At 41.5% G+C, this 15,294-nt stretch carries 10 protein-coding genes; 7 read left to right on the forward strand and 3 right to left on the reverse strand.

Annotated features, from left to right (window positions below):
- Nucleotides 1-78: 78 nt before the first annotated feature.
- Nucleotides 79-477 carry a restriction endonuclease gene (locus FQ083_RS05210; RefSeq protein ID WP_149409092.1) on the reverse strand — a complete coding sequence of 133 codons (399 nt, stop codon included), beginning with the start codon at nucleotides 475-477 and terminating at the stop codon, nucleotides 79-81.
- Nucleotides 478-680: 203 nt separating this feature from the next.
- Entirely contained in the window at nucleotides 681-2,276 is a 1,596-nt protein-coding gene (guaA, locus tag FQ083_RS05215; protein WP_133104009.1) for a glutamine-hydrolyzing GMP synthase, read from the reverse strand.
- A gap of 256 nt (nucleotides 2,277-2,532) precedes the next feature.
- On the opposite strand from guaA, the gene FQ083_RS05220 reads away from it, so the two are divergent.
- The 3 genes from FQ083_RS05220 (at nucleotide 2,533) to FQ083_RS05230 (ending at nucleotide 7,919) form a co-directional block, all read left to right on the forward strand.
- On the forward strand, nucleotides 2,533-4,284 hold the full coding sequence (locus tag FQ083_RS05220; RefSeq protein WP_149409093.1) for an FAD-binding oxidoreductase: 1,752 nt from the start codon (nucleotides 2,533-2,535) through the stop codon (nucleotides 4,282-4,284).
- Between the two features lie 230 nt (nucleotides 4,285-4,514).
- Nucleotides 4,515-6,170, forward strand: coding sequence for a glycerol-3-phosphate dehydrogenase/oxidase (locus FQ083_RS05225; RefSeq protein WP_149409094.1), 1,656 nt, complete (start codon nucleotides 4,515-4,517; stop codon nucleotides 6,168-6,170).
- Nucleotides 6,171-6,350: 180 nt separating this feature from the next.
- Entirely contained in the window at nucleotides 6,351-7,919 is a 1,569-nt protein-coding gene (locus FQ083_RS05230; protein WP_149409095.1) for an FGGY-family carbohydrate kinase, read from the forward strand.
- A 128-nt stretch (nucleotides 7,920-8,047) separates the two neighbouring features.
- On the opposite strand, the gene FQ083_RS05235 is transcribed toward FQ083_RS05230, so the two are convergent.
- Nucleotides 8,048-9,232, reverse strand: coding sequence for a MalY/PatB family protein (locus FQ083_RS05235; protein ID WP_149409096.1), 1,185 nt, complete (start codon nucleotides 9,230-9,232; stop codon nucleotides 8,048-8,050).
- Between the two features lie 239 nt (nucleotides 9,233-9,471).
- Here FQ083_RS05235 and FQ083_RS05240 point away from each other — a divergent pair, with 239 nt between their 5' ends.
- From FQ083_RS05240 to FQ083_RS05255, 4 genes are all read left to right on the forward strand, one after another.
- Nucleotides 9,472-10,302 carry a hypothetical protein gene (locus FQ083_RS05240; RefSeq protein ID WP_149409097.1) on the forward strand — a complete coding sequence of 277 codons (831 nt, stop codon included), beginning with the start codon at nucleotides 9,472-9,474 and terminating at the stop codon, nucleotides 10,300-10,302.
- A gap of 547 nt (nucleotides 10,303-10,849) precedes the next feature.
- Nucleotides 10,850-12,094 (forward strand): DNA cytosine methyltransferase, encoded by a 1,245-nt coding sequence (locus tag FQ083_RS05245; RefSeq protein WP_149409098.1) that lies wholly within the window; start codon nucleotides 10,850-10,852, stop codon nucleotides 12,092-12,094.
- Nucleotides 12,084-14,333: an ATP-binding protein gene (locus tag FQ083_RS05250; protein WP_149409099.1), complete on the forward strand. Its 2,250-nt coding sequence runs from the start codon at nucleotides 12,084-12,086 to the stop codon at nucleotides 14,331-14,333. Before FQ083_RS05245 ends, FQ083_RS05250 begins: the two co-directional genes overlap by 11 nt.
- Nucleotides 14,330-15,166: a hypothetical protein gene (locus FQ083_RS05255; protein ID WP_149409100.1), complete on the forward strand. Its 837-nt coding sequence runs from the start codon at nucleotides 14,330-14,332 to the stop codon at nucleotides 15,164-15,166. The genes FQ083_RS05250 and FQ083_RS05255 overlap by 4 nt, the downstream gene beginning before the upstream one ends.
- Nucleotides 15,167-15,294 lie beyond the last annotated feature (128 nt).

The following is a 15,294-nucleotide window of genomic DNA, read 5'->3' on the forward strand; positions in this document are numbered from 1 at the left end:
TATTATGTTTGCTACAGGATCTTCACTCTCTTTATCCTCATTGTCACTTTTTCTATGTAATATAATATTGTAATCGTCTTAGTGAGCCTCAATTAGCATCATTCCTGTGCTTTTTGCAAAGTTGAAGGCTCCTTCCTGAAAAGAACGTGCAGAAATCATAATTGCTTTAGCATTTTTTCCTGACACCTGATCTACTTTTGATTCGAACTCCTCTACATCATCAACAGGTACATCTTTAGTACGATAATTCTTACATTCAATAATAAGTAGCATCGAGTAATTTTTAGCATCTTCAGGCCATATCTCTATAGCGAGGTCAAAAATTATGTCTTTTTTTCTTTTATCTGAATAGTACTTCTTTTTCCTAAAAACTCTAGCATGAGATGCACTTATCCCTAGTTTGTCATTCTTCACTGCGTGTTCGATTAGGTCATAACATTTATCCTCAAATATATCGCCTATTTTAACTGTGTTCATAGATACTCATCATTTGATATAGGACTATATTGGTAAGGTTTAAGATAGCATATTGACTACATGTTAAGAAATAGAAGTTGGCTTATTGTTTGGTGTCAAGCCTGGCTTAGCTTGTTTCAACCAAAAAAAACACCCAACCAAGTTGAGTGTCTTTTTATTGCTATATTGAACTAATCAGATTTTTAGTTTGCTCTGATTAAAAGCTATTCCCACTCAATCGTCGCTGGTGGCTTGCTCGACACATCATAAGTCACACGTGATACTTCGGCGATTTCATTCATAATGCGATTCGATACCGTTTCAATCAAATCATATGGCAGATGCGCAAAGCGAGCCGTCATAAAGTCTACCGTTTCAACCGCACGTAGCGCGATTACCCACGCATAGCGGCGGCCATCACCGACCACGCCAACCGATTTGATTGGTTGGAATACCGCAAACGCTTGCGCGGTCTTCTCATACCAGCCTGAGCGTTCTAACTCTTCCATAAATATCGCATCAGCAGAACGCAGGATATCGGCAAACTCTTTGGTCACTTCGCCCAAGATACGTACGCCCAAACCCGGTCCTGGGAACGGATGACGGTTGATCATTTTCGCAGGCAAGCCAAGGGTAATACCCAATTTACGCACTTCATCTTTAAACAAATCACGTAATGGCTCAACCAATTCAAACGCCAAATCATCTGGCAAACCACCAACGTTATGATGGCTCTTAATGACGTGCGCTTTACCTTGATGCGATTTAGCTGATTCAATCACGTCTGGATAGATCGTGCCTTGCGCTAAAAATTCGATGACTTTACCATCGCTTTGCTCGCTGACTTCACGGGCGCTATTAGCGAATACATCGATAAAGGTTTTACCAATGATTTTACGTTTAGCTTCAGGATCAGACTCGCCAGCCAATGCGGTTAAGAATAGCTCTTCAGCATCGACACGAATGACTTTTACGCCCATGTTTTCTGCGAAGATTTGCATCACTTGGTCGCCTTCGTGTAGACGTAAGAGACCAGTATCAACAAATACGCACGTTAATTGATCGCCAATCGCTTTATGCAGCAATGCTGCGACGACTGAGCTATCTACACCACCTGAAAGACCGAGCAATACTTGCTTATCACCGATTTGCTTTTTCAGTTGCTCAATACGCATATCGATGATGTTATCAGGCGTCCAGCTACCGGCGCAGCCACAGATTTCATGGACGAAACGACCAAGTAATGCAGACCCTTGTGCGGTATGCGTCACTTCAGGATGGAACTGCAAACCATAATAATGGCGCGAATCATCTGCCATGATCGCAATCGGGCAGCTTGGCGTGCTGGCGACGATATCGAAACCTTGTGGGGCATCGACCACTTTATCGCCATGACTCATCCACACATTTAGCTTCGCTGCTGCGTCTTCGATACCATCAGTCAGCGTTGATTTGCCATCGATATTGATGGTTGCTGCGCCAAATTCATGGATATCACTGGCATGAACTTTACCACCGAAGCGCTCTGCCATCGCTTGCATACCATAGCAGATACCCAATACTGGTACGCCTAGATCAAATACGGCATCATTGATGCGTGGGCTGTCATCTGCGTGGACGCTCTCAGGACCGCCAGATAAGATAACACCTTTTGCGCCAAAATCGATAATGCGCTGAGTGTCGATATCATAAGGAAACATCTCACAGAATACGCCTGAATCACGGACACGGCGGGCGATAAGCTGGCTGTACTGTGAGCCAAAATCGAGAATTAAGATGCGATCTTCTTTAATAGTAGGAACGTTGGCAGCAGTTGTCATAACGTAGTGTCCATCAATAAATAAATTGGTGCGCTATTTTAACAAGTTTCACGAATGTAGTGGCGGTTAGATATGCGTTTATTATTGTCTATTTTTGAATTATTCTACTAATGTTTAGCATATATCAAATAAGCAGATCATTTGTGATATGCTAATTCGATAAAGAAAAATATCCTCATTGCCTGATTATGGACAATGAGATAGCCACAGTAGCGACACTCAAACCGTGATTATAAATAGATAGGTTAAATTTACTATGAGCAAAATTAAATCCTTTATGCGTAAAACGTCTAAAACTGCCTCTATCTCAACGACCTCTCCTATTGATAATACCAGTTTAGATACGCTCTCCAAAATAGATACGTCCGTCATTACGCCTGCCAACACACCTATAGAACAGACGCGCTGGAATGGTTGGGGCAATGTCAGTATCAATAAAAAAGTCTCGCCACATGGGGCAAAACTGATCAAATCCCATATCGGTAAAACTAAAAAACTGTCTTCTATCAGCTTACAAAAGGTGCTCAAAACCGTTCCAAAATCACGCTTACCTGCTGCTATGATTGAGCTTGATACTGTATCTGTCGATAACGAAGTAAGACTCAGACACGCCCGTGGTCAAAGCTTTCCGGATTGGATAGCCATGCACGGCGGCGACTTTGAGGTTTTTCCTGATGGCGTGGCGCATCCGCAATCAACCGCTGATGTCGAAACCTTATTAAAACTAGCCAGCGAGTACGACCTGATCGTCATTCCTTTTGGCGGTGGTACCTCAGTCGCTGGTCATATCAATCCGCAAAAGGGTTCACGCCCTGTATTGACTATCGCTATGAGTAGGATGGATCAGCTGATTGACTTGGATATAGAGAGCCAAATTGCTACTTTTGGCGCAGGGACACAAGGTCCAGCAGTCGAGGCGCAATTAAATGCTCACGGTTACCGTTTGGGACATTATCCGCAGTCGTGGGAATTATCGACGCTTGGCGGCTGGATTGCAGCACGCTCTAGCGGTCAGCAGTCTTTAGGTTACGGACGTATCGAGCAGATGTTTGCTGGTGGTACTTTGGTAACACCGTTAGGGGTACTCAATATCGCTGATATTCCAGCGTCAGCAGCAGGGCCTGATCTGCGTGAAATGATGATGGGCACTGAAGGCCGCGCCGGTATTTTTACCGAAGTCAAAATGCGCGTGCAGTCGCAACCGGAAGAAGAGCTCTTTAAGGTGGTGTTTTTGCCCAATTGGGAAGCGGGTAAAGAAGTGCTTAGACAAGCCGTGCAGAGTAATATTCGCTTATCCATGCTGCGTCTGAGCAATGCGGTCGAGACTGATGCTCACCTACATTTGGGCACGTCACCAAGTCAATTTTTAGCCATTAATACCTATCTAAAAGCTCGCGGATTAGGTTCACAAAAAGTCATGCTGACTTATGGCGTATCAGGTGATAAAGCACAGAATGCGCTGGCACTGACGCAGTTTAAAAATCTATTAAAGCAGCATGGTGGCATCAGTGGCAAGCTTGCCAATCTGATGGGCAAGATATGGTCACATGGACGTTTTAAATTTCCATATTTGCGCGGTACTTTGTGGGAAAAAGGCATCATGGTGGATACCTTTGAGACCGCGACCAATTGGCATAATATCGACGAGCAAATGCAGCAGATGCAAGAAGCGGTGCAAACTGCACTGGCAGACGAAGGCGAAGCCGTGATGGCATTTACGCATATCTCACACGTTTATAAGCAAGGTGCTAGCCTTTATACTACCTACTTCTTTAGAGCGGCACAAGATCACGCCAGTACCTTAAGTCGCTGGCAAAAAATCAAGCATGCTGCCAGCTCAAGTCTGGCAAATGGTAAAGCGACAATATCGCACCAGCATGGTGTCGGTCGTGACCATGCCCCTTACCTCACTGCTGAAAAGGGTAAGCTAGGTATTCAGGTTACCCGTGATATGCTTAAAAGTCTGGACCCTGAGCAGCGTATGAATCCGGGTGTTTTGATTGAATAATAACTTTATTCAAAAACCTTGTTTATAGTTAGTTTGGTTTAAGAGCGTTACAGCGCGGCTGGCATTGATTTTTCGCAGCCTCTGTCGGCGTAGGCACAGCACGCAAGGAAAATTAATACCAGTCGCGCATTATAATATAGTGTATTTATTTTATTTAGTAACGACTATGAATTAGATTATTTGGATAACATACATAGTTGAAATTAAGTAACAATTAAAATGAGTCGTCTATGAACCGAGCTAATCAACATCAACAACGCCAGCAAGCATTAGCACCACTGTCTCGTTCTGACCCATGGGATATGCTCATTATCGGTGGCGGGATCACTGGTGCTGGTATTGCTCGCGAAGCAGCAAGGCGCGGCTTAGCAGTCCTATTAATTGAGCAAAAAGACTTCGCTTGGGGCACCTCCAGCCGCTCAAGCAAAATGGTACATGGCGGGTTACGTTACATTGCCTCAGGCGATTTCAAGACGACACTGCACAGCGTACGCGAGCGTGAACGCATGCTGAATGAAGCAAGTGGCCTCGTTAATGAGATGCACTATGTCATGCCCCATTACAAAGGCAAGTTTCCACCGCCATGGATATTTAATAATCTACTTAGGGTATATGATAAGCTCGCGGGTAAGCACTACTTTAAGTACTTTAAAAAAGACGCCTTTCTTAGCCTTAATCCTCATATTAGACAAGATAAGTTTTTGGGTGCCAGTCAATTTAGTGATGCTGTGACCGATGACTCACGGCTCGTGATGCGGGTATTGGACGAAGCTATTCATGATGGCGCGCACGCGATTAACTATCTTAAAGCAGAATCACTCATAACCACTGAACAAGGCTTAGTGGTGGGGGCTACTCTAAAAGACAGCTCTCCTCAACATAGCACTCATACTTACGACGTTCGGGCCAAAGTCGTGGTCAGTGCCACGGGCGCTTGGGCAGATACGTTACGGATGCAAGCCAGTCAGCAAACGGAACAAACCTTTCATAAGCAAATTCGTCCATCGCGTGGCAGTCATTTGGTGGTCAGTCAAGAGCGCCTACCGCTCAATCAAGCCTATACCTTTTTGCATCCTGTCGATAAAAGAGCAATCTTTGTCTTTCCGTGGGAGAACCGAACCGTTCTTGGTACTACTGATTTGGACCATCCACCCTTAGATGATACAGAAGTCGGCATTACCAATGCTGAGGTGGACTATCTGTTGACCGCGACCAACGATCTTTTTGATGATGTAGATATTAGCCGCAAGGATGTCATCAGCTCATGGGCAGGCGTGCGACCACTGATTTCTGATGGCAATGATGGTAAGCGCGTCAGTCCTAGTAAGGAAAAACGCGATCATAGCGTCTGGTTGGATAATAATCTGGTCACTGTAAGCGGTGGCAAATTAACCACCTTTCGCCTAATCGCCCTTGATGTACTAAAAGTCTGTCAAAAGGTGCTCGAACTCGATGAATCAGCTACTCAAGATAATGTGTTATATAGCAGCCAAGTTTTTAGCAATCAAACCTCAATCAATCCTAAATTTACTGCCCTGCCGCTACCATTACAACAGCGCTTAAAAGGTTTTTATGGCCTACAGCTCGATACTTTGCTAGAGCTGGCTCATGACGATGACTTGGCTTATGTAACCGATAGTAATACCATTTGGGCGGAGATTCGCTTTGCTGCTCGCTATGAGCAGGTTATTCATTTGGATGATTTATTACTACGACGCACGCGCTTGGGTCTTATATTGCCCAATGGTGCGATGACCCCGCTAATCAGTCAGCGAGTCAAACAAATATGTCAGCAGGAGCTAGGCTGGGATGAGCAAAAATGGCAGCAAGAGGCTGACCGTTATCAAGCCTTATGGCAACGCTACTATTATCTGCCTGCGGCTTAGCGCTCTTTTACATCCTAATTTATCTATACTAAACTCAGTGTTGAAAAGATATGACGGAACTGGGATGAATTTTTTTAGCCTCTATCGGCGTAGGCACAGCAAGCTAGAAAAATTAATACCCGTTCCGCTTGATACTCTAAGTTAGCTTCAACCTATATTCCCACATAGTTAAGGATGACTATGACCGACAACTTTGATGCGCCTATTTATTTCTTAGCGATCGACAATGGCACCCAAAGCGTCAGAGCGCTTATCTTTGATCAATTCGGCACCGAGATAGCCAAAGCACGCGTCCCTATCGAGCCGTATTTTTCTGAGCAGCCTAGTTTTGCCGAGCAACATGCCGATTACTATTGGCAAAAATTAAGCGAGGCCTGTCAGCAGTTGTGGCAAAATTGCGATATCACGCCAGCGCAAATTGCCGGCGTCAGTCTCGCCACCCAGCGCTATACCATGATATGTTTGGACAAGGATAAACAACCGCTACGTCCAGCCATTGTATGGATGGATTTGCGTCGCGGCGAGAACAATGACATAGGCTTTCTAGGTCCACTCACCAAAGTCATCGGTATGGGCGAGCTGGTACAAGAGGCGCAGCAAAAAGCACGCTGTAATTGGCTTGCGCATCATGAGTCAGAGATATGGGAGAAAACTACTCATTATGTCAATTTATCAGCGTACCTCACCTATCAGCTCACAGGCGAGATTGCCGACTCTACTGGTCATGCCTTAGGCTACCTGCCTTACGATTACAAAGCGCAAGCATGGTTTAAGCCAAACAACATCAAATGGCGATTGTTCAGTTGCCGGATAGAGCAAATGCCTAGACTCATTGCACCGGGGCAGCTACTTGGTCATATTACCGCTCACGCTGCCGCCGCTACTGGTATTCTTGAAGGCACGCCAATGATTGCTGCCGCCAGTGATAAAGCTTGCGAAGCGTTGGGTTCCGCCGGACTTGCCGCCGATACCGCCTGCTTAAGCTTTGGCACTACTGCGACTATCAATACCACGTCGAGCCGTTATATTGAGATACTCAAGCACATGCCCGCTTATACCGCCGCCGCGCCAAATTACTACAATCATGAGTATATGATTTATCGCGGCTTTTGGATGGTCAGCTGGTTTAAGGAGCAATTTGCCCACTATGAAGAGCAACTAGCAAAAACGCAAGGTGTTGATACTGAAAAACTACTCGACAAGGCAGTCAAAGACATTCCAGCAGGCTGTATGGGTTTGATGATGCAGCCATATTGGTCACCCGGTGTTCGTCATCCGGGGCTTGAAGGCAAAGGTGCGCTTATTGGTTTTGGCGACGTACATACGCGAGCGCACGTTTACCGCGCTATCCTAGAAGGGCTGGCTTATGAGCTAAAGCTTGGTTTTGATACCATTGAGAAGCGTACAGGCAAAGCCATTAAACATCTGCGTGTGTCTGGCGGTGGTTCCCAAAGTGACTCAGCGATGCAACTGACGGCAGATATCTTCGGTATGCCCGCTTATCGACCGCATACTTATGAAGCCTCAGGCTTAGGCGCTGCTATCAATTGTGCGGTGGGACTTGGCGTTTATCCCGACCATTTAACCGCAACTCAGGCCATGACCCATTTGGGTGATGGGTTCTTACCTATCGAAGCCAATGTCCAGCTCTACAAACGCCTTTATAATGAGGTTTATCTCAAAATGTATGAGCGCTTAAAGCCTTTATATCAAAGCATTCAAGATATTACGGGTTATCCAGCTAAGTAATATAGTCAGTTCGATATAAAAGAGGCATGTTAAAAATAGCGTTATGCTGGGATAAACTTTCCTCGCTTGCTGTGCACTTCGCACTCCAGAAGCTTCGCAAAATTTATCCCAGCAGCACCGTATTCTTTTTAAATTGAATCGACTATATTAAAAACATCGCTATTTAATGCTGTTTGCATACGGTTTAGCCCTTCTATCAGCAGCGCTTTAGGACACGCCACATTAAGGCGCATTTTAAGATGGCCTTCACCACCATATTTAATCCCTGCACTCAGCTCAACCTTGGCCGCTCTCAATTTGTCATAAAGCATTTGATTTTCTTGCGCATATGCCGAACAATCTAGCCAAATCAAATACGAAGCTTCTGGACGCATCACCTTAATTTTAGGTAAATGCTCTTCTAAAAATTGCAGGGTTAAGTCAATATTGGCTTCAATATAAGTCAGCGCCTGCGCCAACCACTCGTCACCTTGCTCATAAGCACTACGCATCGCTGTATAAGCAAATAAGTTTAGCTCATGCTCGTCACTTAAACGCTGCTGCTGGTTAATTTTACTCAGTAATCCGCTGTCTTTAGCAAATATCATCGAGCCTTTGATACCGGCAATATTAAAGGTTTTGGTCATCGAAGTTAGGCTGACGACTTTGTGCTCATAGCCTGTTGCTAGGGTTAAAAAAGGCGTGAATGTATGCCCACTCAAAGTTAAATCTTGATGAATCTCATCACTCACAATTGCCACATCGTGCTTTTTGCAAATCGAAAGCAGCGCTTCAAGTTCATCCGCCGTCCATACCCGCCCGCCCGGATTATGCGGATTGCAGAACAAATACAGCTTAACTTTATGCTCGATAATCTTAGCTTCTATATCAGCTAAATCAAGATGATACTTACCTTCAACCTCCTTTAATGCAGAGGTCACAAGCTTACGACCATTGTCCAAAACCTTGGTCATAAAAGGCGTATAGATAGGATCATTAATGAGTACCGCATCCCCTTCCTCGGTAAATACTTTCATCATCAGCACCAAACTTGGCACGACACCCGGAGAAAACAGGATATCCTGCTTATCCAGCCACAAGTCATAACGACTGCCATGCCAGTCGATAATCGCTTGATACAACGGCTCGGTCGGCACGGTGTAACCCAATATGCCATGCTGCGCTACTTGTTCAATCGCCGCTAAAATAGGCTGGGCGGCCTTAAAGTCCATATCCGCGACCCATAGCGGAATCGTGTCATCGGTATAGTGCCATTTAAACGACCCCGTATCACGTCTGTCTATTATTTCATCAAAGTTGTACAACACCAGCATTCCCCTTTACGATTGCTTTATATTATAACTGTTCATTCGTCGGCTTAAATGATATTTAAAAATATAACATCATCATTATTTGAATAATGGCTAAAAATTAGTGTTACATTAATATTGCGGACTCTACATATGATCAAGTTATTTATGCCAGAGTACGCTGATATTGCAAGGATTGTGATCTATCAGCTTTTACCCAAACCCCCTACTAAGCCAAGATGGCTTGTCTAAAAGGATTTAGCATGATGAAAATGGATTCCCTATCAAAATTAGCACTCAAAATCAGTTCCCTTACTCTCGCCATTGCCGCAACTTCTGCATGCACTGCTATGGCAACAGGTGCTGACTCCCAAGTTTCAAATACCCAAACCACTACGAATAGTACTGCCATTACTTTAGGCAATAGTGCTATGTCTAGCGGCACTAACGACACGGTTGCTATCGGTAATATGGCCAATGCAGGTCTGAACTCAGCAACCGCTGTCGGCGGTCAAGCCAACGCTGCAGGTCTAGGCTCGACGTCTATCGGTTGGCAATCCAAAGCCACAGCTGAACGCGCGCAAGCCTTTGGTCATCTAGCCAATGCTAGTGGTGTTCGCGCTACCGCAGTTGGTGAATCAGCCATGGCTGGTGGCACTAACGATACCGTCGCTGTCGGCAATAAAGCCAATGCAGGTCTAAACTCCGCAACCGCTGTCGGCGGCGAAGCCAATGCCGCAGGTCTAGGCTCGACGTCTATCGGTTGGCAGTCAAAAGCCACTGCCGAACGCGCGCAAGCCTTTGGTCATATCGCCAACGCTAGCGGTGTACGCTCTACCGCAGTTGGTGAAGCGGCAGCCGCACAAGGTGCAAACTCGGTAGCGTTAGGCAATAAATCTATGGCTGGCGGCATAAATAGCATCGCTATCGGTAACGGAGCAATGGCGGCGAAAAATAACCAAGTCGTCTTAGGTAACGCCGGACAAGTGCAGTCTAGTACCGCAGCACAATCAGGTACTGTCAGAATCGTCACTATCGATGACAACGGTACGTTAGGCACTATGATGGTTGACTACTATAAATCAGCTAAATAATTGTAGTTGAGCAGTTAATACTGAAGCTGGTGTAGTTATAGCCAGTTATACTCGATAAAATAATGAGACCTCGCCATGGCGGGGTTTTTGCTATTTGAGATTACGGTACTAGGTTTAGGGGTTTGGCGTGGGGCTTTAGATGGTTTGGGAATAGTTTAGAATTTGCGGATTAGAAGGTGAAACCGTTGCAGTAATAAGGGGAGCCAATCCTGCCATCCGCTATTATCTGCTTATCTAGGCGTGGCGCGGCCACGGTTTGGGTCATTCCTGTTTGGTCACGATACTGTCCCAAAACCTAGCCTTCGCAACACGCCTATTCAAGCAGGATAGCCGCTACTGTCAGGGCTAGCTGTTACATCATATTCTTGCTTATAGCTGTCGTAATCGAAACTGCTAACTACATTTATACCAACCTCCTGGACTAAAAACTAATTTTGTGACATGCTTGACAATATAGCGAAATATTGAATTAAATCGTGTACTAATAGCGCCTTAATTCATATAATCTCTATATTACTTTAATATTGTTCATAAAACAGGCGTCTAAATGTCATTTAAAGTGCTAGATTTGTTCTCAGGTGCGGGCGGAATGGCTGAAGGCTTTCTTCAGGCTGGTTTTGTCATACCTTATGCAAGCGATATCAGTGAGCAAGCCAAAGAAACATATACAAACCGTCATAAACAGTTAGGCCACGATATTAAATTTTTTCAAGGTGATATCAATGAATTGAAAATATCAGAAAATTTAAATAATTTTCTTGGTAACGATATAAACAACATTGATGTAGTGACAGGTGGGCCACCATGCCAAGGATTTAGCTTAGCTGGAAGACGAGACGAAAACGACACTCGAAATAAACTAATTCATAGCTATATTGAAGTACTTGAAACCGTTAAACCTAAGTATTTCGTAATGGAGAATGTATTAGGTATTTTATCATCTGAACTTAGTATTTTTGATGGGCTAGCAGATACCTATCAGAACGAGAAGCTAACTACAATTCTAGAGAAAGAATTTAAGCATATTGGCTACTCACATGTGGTACGTAAAGTTATGGACGCCAGTCAGTACGGCGTACCTCAGAAACGTATGAGGGTGATATTTTTAGGGACAAGAGATGATATCTATCCTAAATTAAAACATCCAGAGCCAACATTAGACTATTTGAATTCCGCTCAATCCGCTATTGAAGATTTAGAGAGTATTGATATAGGCAAAAAGGTTTTACAATACAATAAGTCGGCTACCTCAAGCTATCAATTAGATTCTAGACAAGGTAGAACACCAAATATAGATGGAAAAACAATTGAAGCGACATCTCTTCACAATCATGAAGCTAGCCGACATACCGCGATTGTGACCGAGCGATTTAAGACTCTAAAGTCAGGCGAAAATATTCGCAATATGCTCGGCCGTCTCTCGTCTGAAAAGGCAAAAAAACTAGCTACCAAAAAGAATAACTGTAAAAAAATTATAGCTGAACAACCTTCACCAACTGTATTAACCTTACCAGACGACTTGGTTCATTATAAGAAAAATAGAATCATGACGGTTCGAGAAATGGCCCGACTTCAGTCATTTGATGATAGCTTTGAATTTTTAGGAAAGCGTACAACTGGTGGAAGTAGACGCAAAAGTGAGACTCCTCAATATACGCTTGTAGGTAATGCTGTTCCACCACTCTTAGCCAAGGCAATTGGTAATGAAATAATGGCATGTTTAGTGAAGTCTAGATCAATTGATACTAAAAATAGCGAAGTAGCTTCAAAGGAGTTGTTGGATGAAGTTTAAAACAAGTTCTGGTATTAAGAGTATTGTCGGTAAAGACTTAATAACGGATCGTTATGTTGCCATATTTGAGCTCGTTAAAAACAGCTACGATGCTAGAGCTACGGAAGTAATTGTCTCTTTTAACACTTCTAATGATTCTGCAGAAGGTATTGGCTCATTAGATGATGGAAAGATTTACATTGTCGACAATGGTGTCGGAATGTCTAAGGATGATTTAGACAATAAATGGCTTAGACTCGCCTACTCAGATAAACAAGAAGGTTCTCTTGAAGAAGAAGATGCTGATAAAAATAGCTTCAGAGAGATCAAAAACCGTGTTCTAGTTGGTTCAAAAGGAATAGGTAGGTTTTCTAGCGATAGTTTAGGTTCAGTCATCACTATACGTACGAAGGTTAACTATGAAAATATTGAGCATCAATTAACTGTAAATTGGGATGATTTTGACAGAGATCTTAAAACACTATTTGAAGATGTTAGCGTTGAGTATAAAGAAAGTAGTCAGTTATCTCGTTCTAATATAGATAGCTATACAATTATTGAAATTTCAAATCTTAGAAATACTTGGACAGAGGAACAGTTAGACGGTGTTACCGAAAAATTAAGACGGTTGAAGAATCCATTTATTGAAGATGATGATTTAGATATCTATTGTGGTGTAAATATATTTATATTGAACCAAAAGTACAACCTTAATAAATCTAATCTTATTTATAGTAACATTGCAAACGTACTCAAAGAAAAAAGTATTAATATAACTGCGTCTATAAACCGCTCGAATGAAGGGGAATATAAAACTACTATTGCATTACATGATAGAGGAAATCTAGTATATATAGTTGAAAAATCAGATGATTCAATTTTAACGCATGTTGATGAAATAGAAATCTCGGTAAACTACCTAACTACTAGTGCTAAATCTACATTTACGAGGCGTATGGGTATTCAGCCAATCAACTATGGCAATATTTTTATATATCGCAATGGTTTCCATGTTAGCCCTTATGGTGAAGAGCACTATGATATCTTTGGTTTGAATCTGCGAAAAACACAAGGTTATAGCCGCTATTTGGCTACGCGTGAGCTTATAGGATTTATAAGTATAAAGGATAGCAAAAACCTTTTAAAAGAAACATCTTCAAGAAATAATGGATTTATCGAAAATGGTTATTTTAAAGCTCTTAAAGAGTTTTATATGGATTTTATACAACGTCCACTTGAACGTTATGTTCAAATAATAAACTGGGGAGAAGTAAGAGACACAGGGGAAGAAATTTATCTCACAAATAAAAATATAGATCAAAACATCAAGGAGAATTTTAAAAAATATATTTCTAGAAACAATTTTAGGGTTATTGAATTTAATTCAGATTTAGATTTTGAAAAAAACAAGCCTGAAAAAATAATTGAACGTATCGAAGAAAGCTTAGCTAATCCTAGCTACGCTAAAAATAACAAAAAACTGGAAAGCGATACTAAAATACTTAGCAAACAATTCAAAAGTCTCGAGAAAGAGAGAGCAGAAGAAAAAAGAAGAGCTAATCTAGAATTAAAGAAAAATGAGGCCTTGGTACGCCAAAATAAAAACTTGAATGCTAAAAGAACTGAAGAGTCTTATAGCCAACAAATATCTCATCATTTTAAAAAATTCTCATCTCGCCTTAGAAGCTCTGTTGAAGACCTTGAAAAAATAAAATCTTATATACCTGAGCAAGAAAGTTTTAACTTTAATAACGCTTTAAGAAAAATATCTCGTACTCAATATGAACTTACAGCATTTCAAGAGCTGTTAACTAAGACAGAGATTGAAACTAGAAAAGGAACTCTAATTAATTGGGTGGAGTTCTTTACTTGGTATTTCGAAGAGAAAGAGTCTGCTCGACTTCAGGTTACTATAATCTGTGAGTTGAAACATCCCTATAGTGAGTGGGAAGTATCAAAAACAAATGCAGTTGAAGTTATAATGATGCTCGAGAATTTTTATGAAAATGCCTTGGAAAGAAATGCAACAGTTCTTGATATCACCTTCTATCAAAATAAATTCACTGTTGCTAGTGACTCAACTCCAATACCTGAAAACTCAATAAATGATATTTTTGATCTTGGTTTTTCTACTAAAAAGAATGGGACAGGAATAGGGTTAAATCAAATTATGAAGTTCCTAAAGAAAAGAGATATGGAGATAGAAGCTAAAAATTTAAACAACTTTGTTCAATTTACCGTTAGTAGGAATAAAAAATGAGATTAGATTTTAACTATGTGATTATTGATGATGATTTCGAAGATGATGACGACAGTATAGATGTAAGAAATCTTATAAATAAAATTGACTTAAGTTTAAAAAATAAGGGTTTTAATCCCAATCACCATGAATATGAATCTAAAAGTGAGTTTGAAAGGGCTATAAGCGCGGACAATATTTCGACAAAGCGAATTGATTTGTATTTAAGTGATAACAATCTAGGTGACGACTCTGACGACCATGACAATGAAGGTATAGAGATATATTTAGAACTGAAAAAGAGTTTTATATGTGATTTTGCGCTATATACGCGTTCTAACACATCTGAAATTGTCAAAAAGATGGCTAGTTATCTTGTTGAGCATCAGTATCCTGGTCTTTTTTCTAGATTTACCTTTATACCTAGAACACCAAATAACGAAAGGTGGCATGATGATGTTCTAGTTTTACTAGATCATATAATAACAAAGCGTGAAGAAATGAATAATTTAAGAGGCCTCTTTGCTGAAAAAATATCAAAGATAGATGCCCATTTGAGGACAGTTTTTGCATCTAATGTTAATTTAGATGATAACCTTAAAGCTATAATCAACAAAATTCCAAACGATAGATTTAATAAATCTAATATTGAAAAAAACCAACTCGATAGATTGAGACAAATTAGAAATGCATTATTACATCAGGATGAACAATACGACTCTGTTAAACAAGAATATAGAATAATATTCGAACTTGAAAGTAATAAAGGTAAGGTAATGATAACTGAAGGCGAATGCTCAAAATACCGAACTCAATTAAATGAGGTATGTAGAGAAATTCTATCTTGGAGTTAAATCAGAGTCCATAGCTTTAAATTTTTAACGACATTCTATAGTTTTTATTTTTCATTATTGTCTATTTATTTAGAATTAGAGTTGATATGGTCAAGTAATATATTATACTACAACCTATCAGAGTAGCA

It is taken from the genome of Psychrobacter sp. ANT_H59, assembly GCF_008369225.1.
GTDB lineage: Bacteria > Pseudomonadota > Gammaproteobacteria > Pseudomonadales > Moraxellaceae > Psychrobacter > Psychrobacter cryohalolentis.

Bases quoted from the DNA above. Each gene is read 5' to 3' on its own strand.
- FQ083_RS05230 (WP_149409095.1), top strand. From the start codon at position 6,351: ATGACCGACAACTTTGATGCGCCTATTTATTTCTTAGCGATCGACAAT.
- FQ083_RS05250 (WP_149409099.1), top strand. From the start codon at position 12,084: ATGAAGTTTAAAACAAGTTCTGGTATTAAGAGTATTGTCGGTAAAGAC.
- FQ083_RS05220 (WP_149409093.1), top strand. From the start codon at position 2,533: ATGAGCAAAATTAAATCCTTTATGCGTAAAACGTCTAAAACTGCCTCT.
- guaA (WP_133104009.1), bottom strand. From the start codon at position 2,276: ATGACAACTGCTGCCAACGTTCCTACTATTAAAGAAGATCGCATCTTA.
- FQ083_RS05210 (WP_149409092.1), bottom strand. From the start codon at position 477: ATGAACACAGTTAAAATAGGCGATATATTTGAGGATAAATGTTATGAC.
- FQ083_RS05225 (WP_149409094.1), top strand. From the start codon at position 4,515: ATGAACCGAGCTAATCAACATCAACAACGCCAGCAAGCATTAGCACCA.
- FQ083_RS05235 (WP_149409096.1), bottom strand. From the start codon at position 9,232: ATGCTGGTGTTGTACAACTTTGATGAAATAATAGACAGACGTGATACG.
- FQ083_RS05240 (WP_149409097.1), top strand. From the start codon at position 9,472: ATGATGAAAATGGATTCCCTATCAAAATTAGCACTCAAAATCAGTTCC.
- FQ083_RS05255 (WP_149409100.1), top strand. From the start codon at position 14,330: ATGAGATTAGATTTTAACTATGTGATTATTGATGATGATTTCGAAGAT.
- FQ083_RS05245 (WP_149409098.1), top strand. From the start codon at position 10,850: ATGTCATTTAAAGTGCTAGATTTGTTCTCAGGTGCGGGCGGAATGGCT.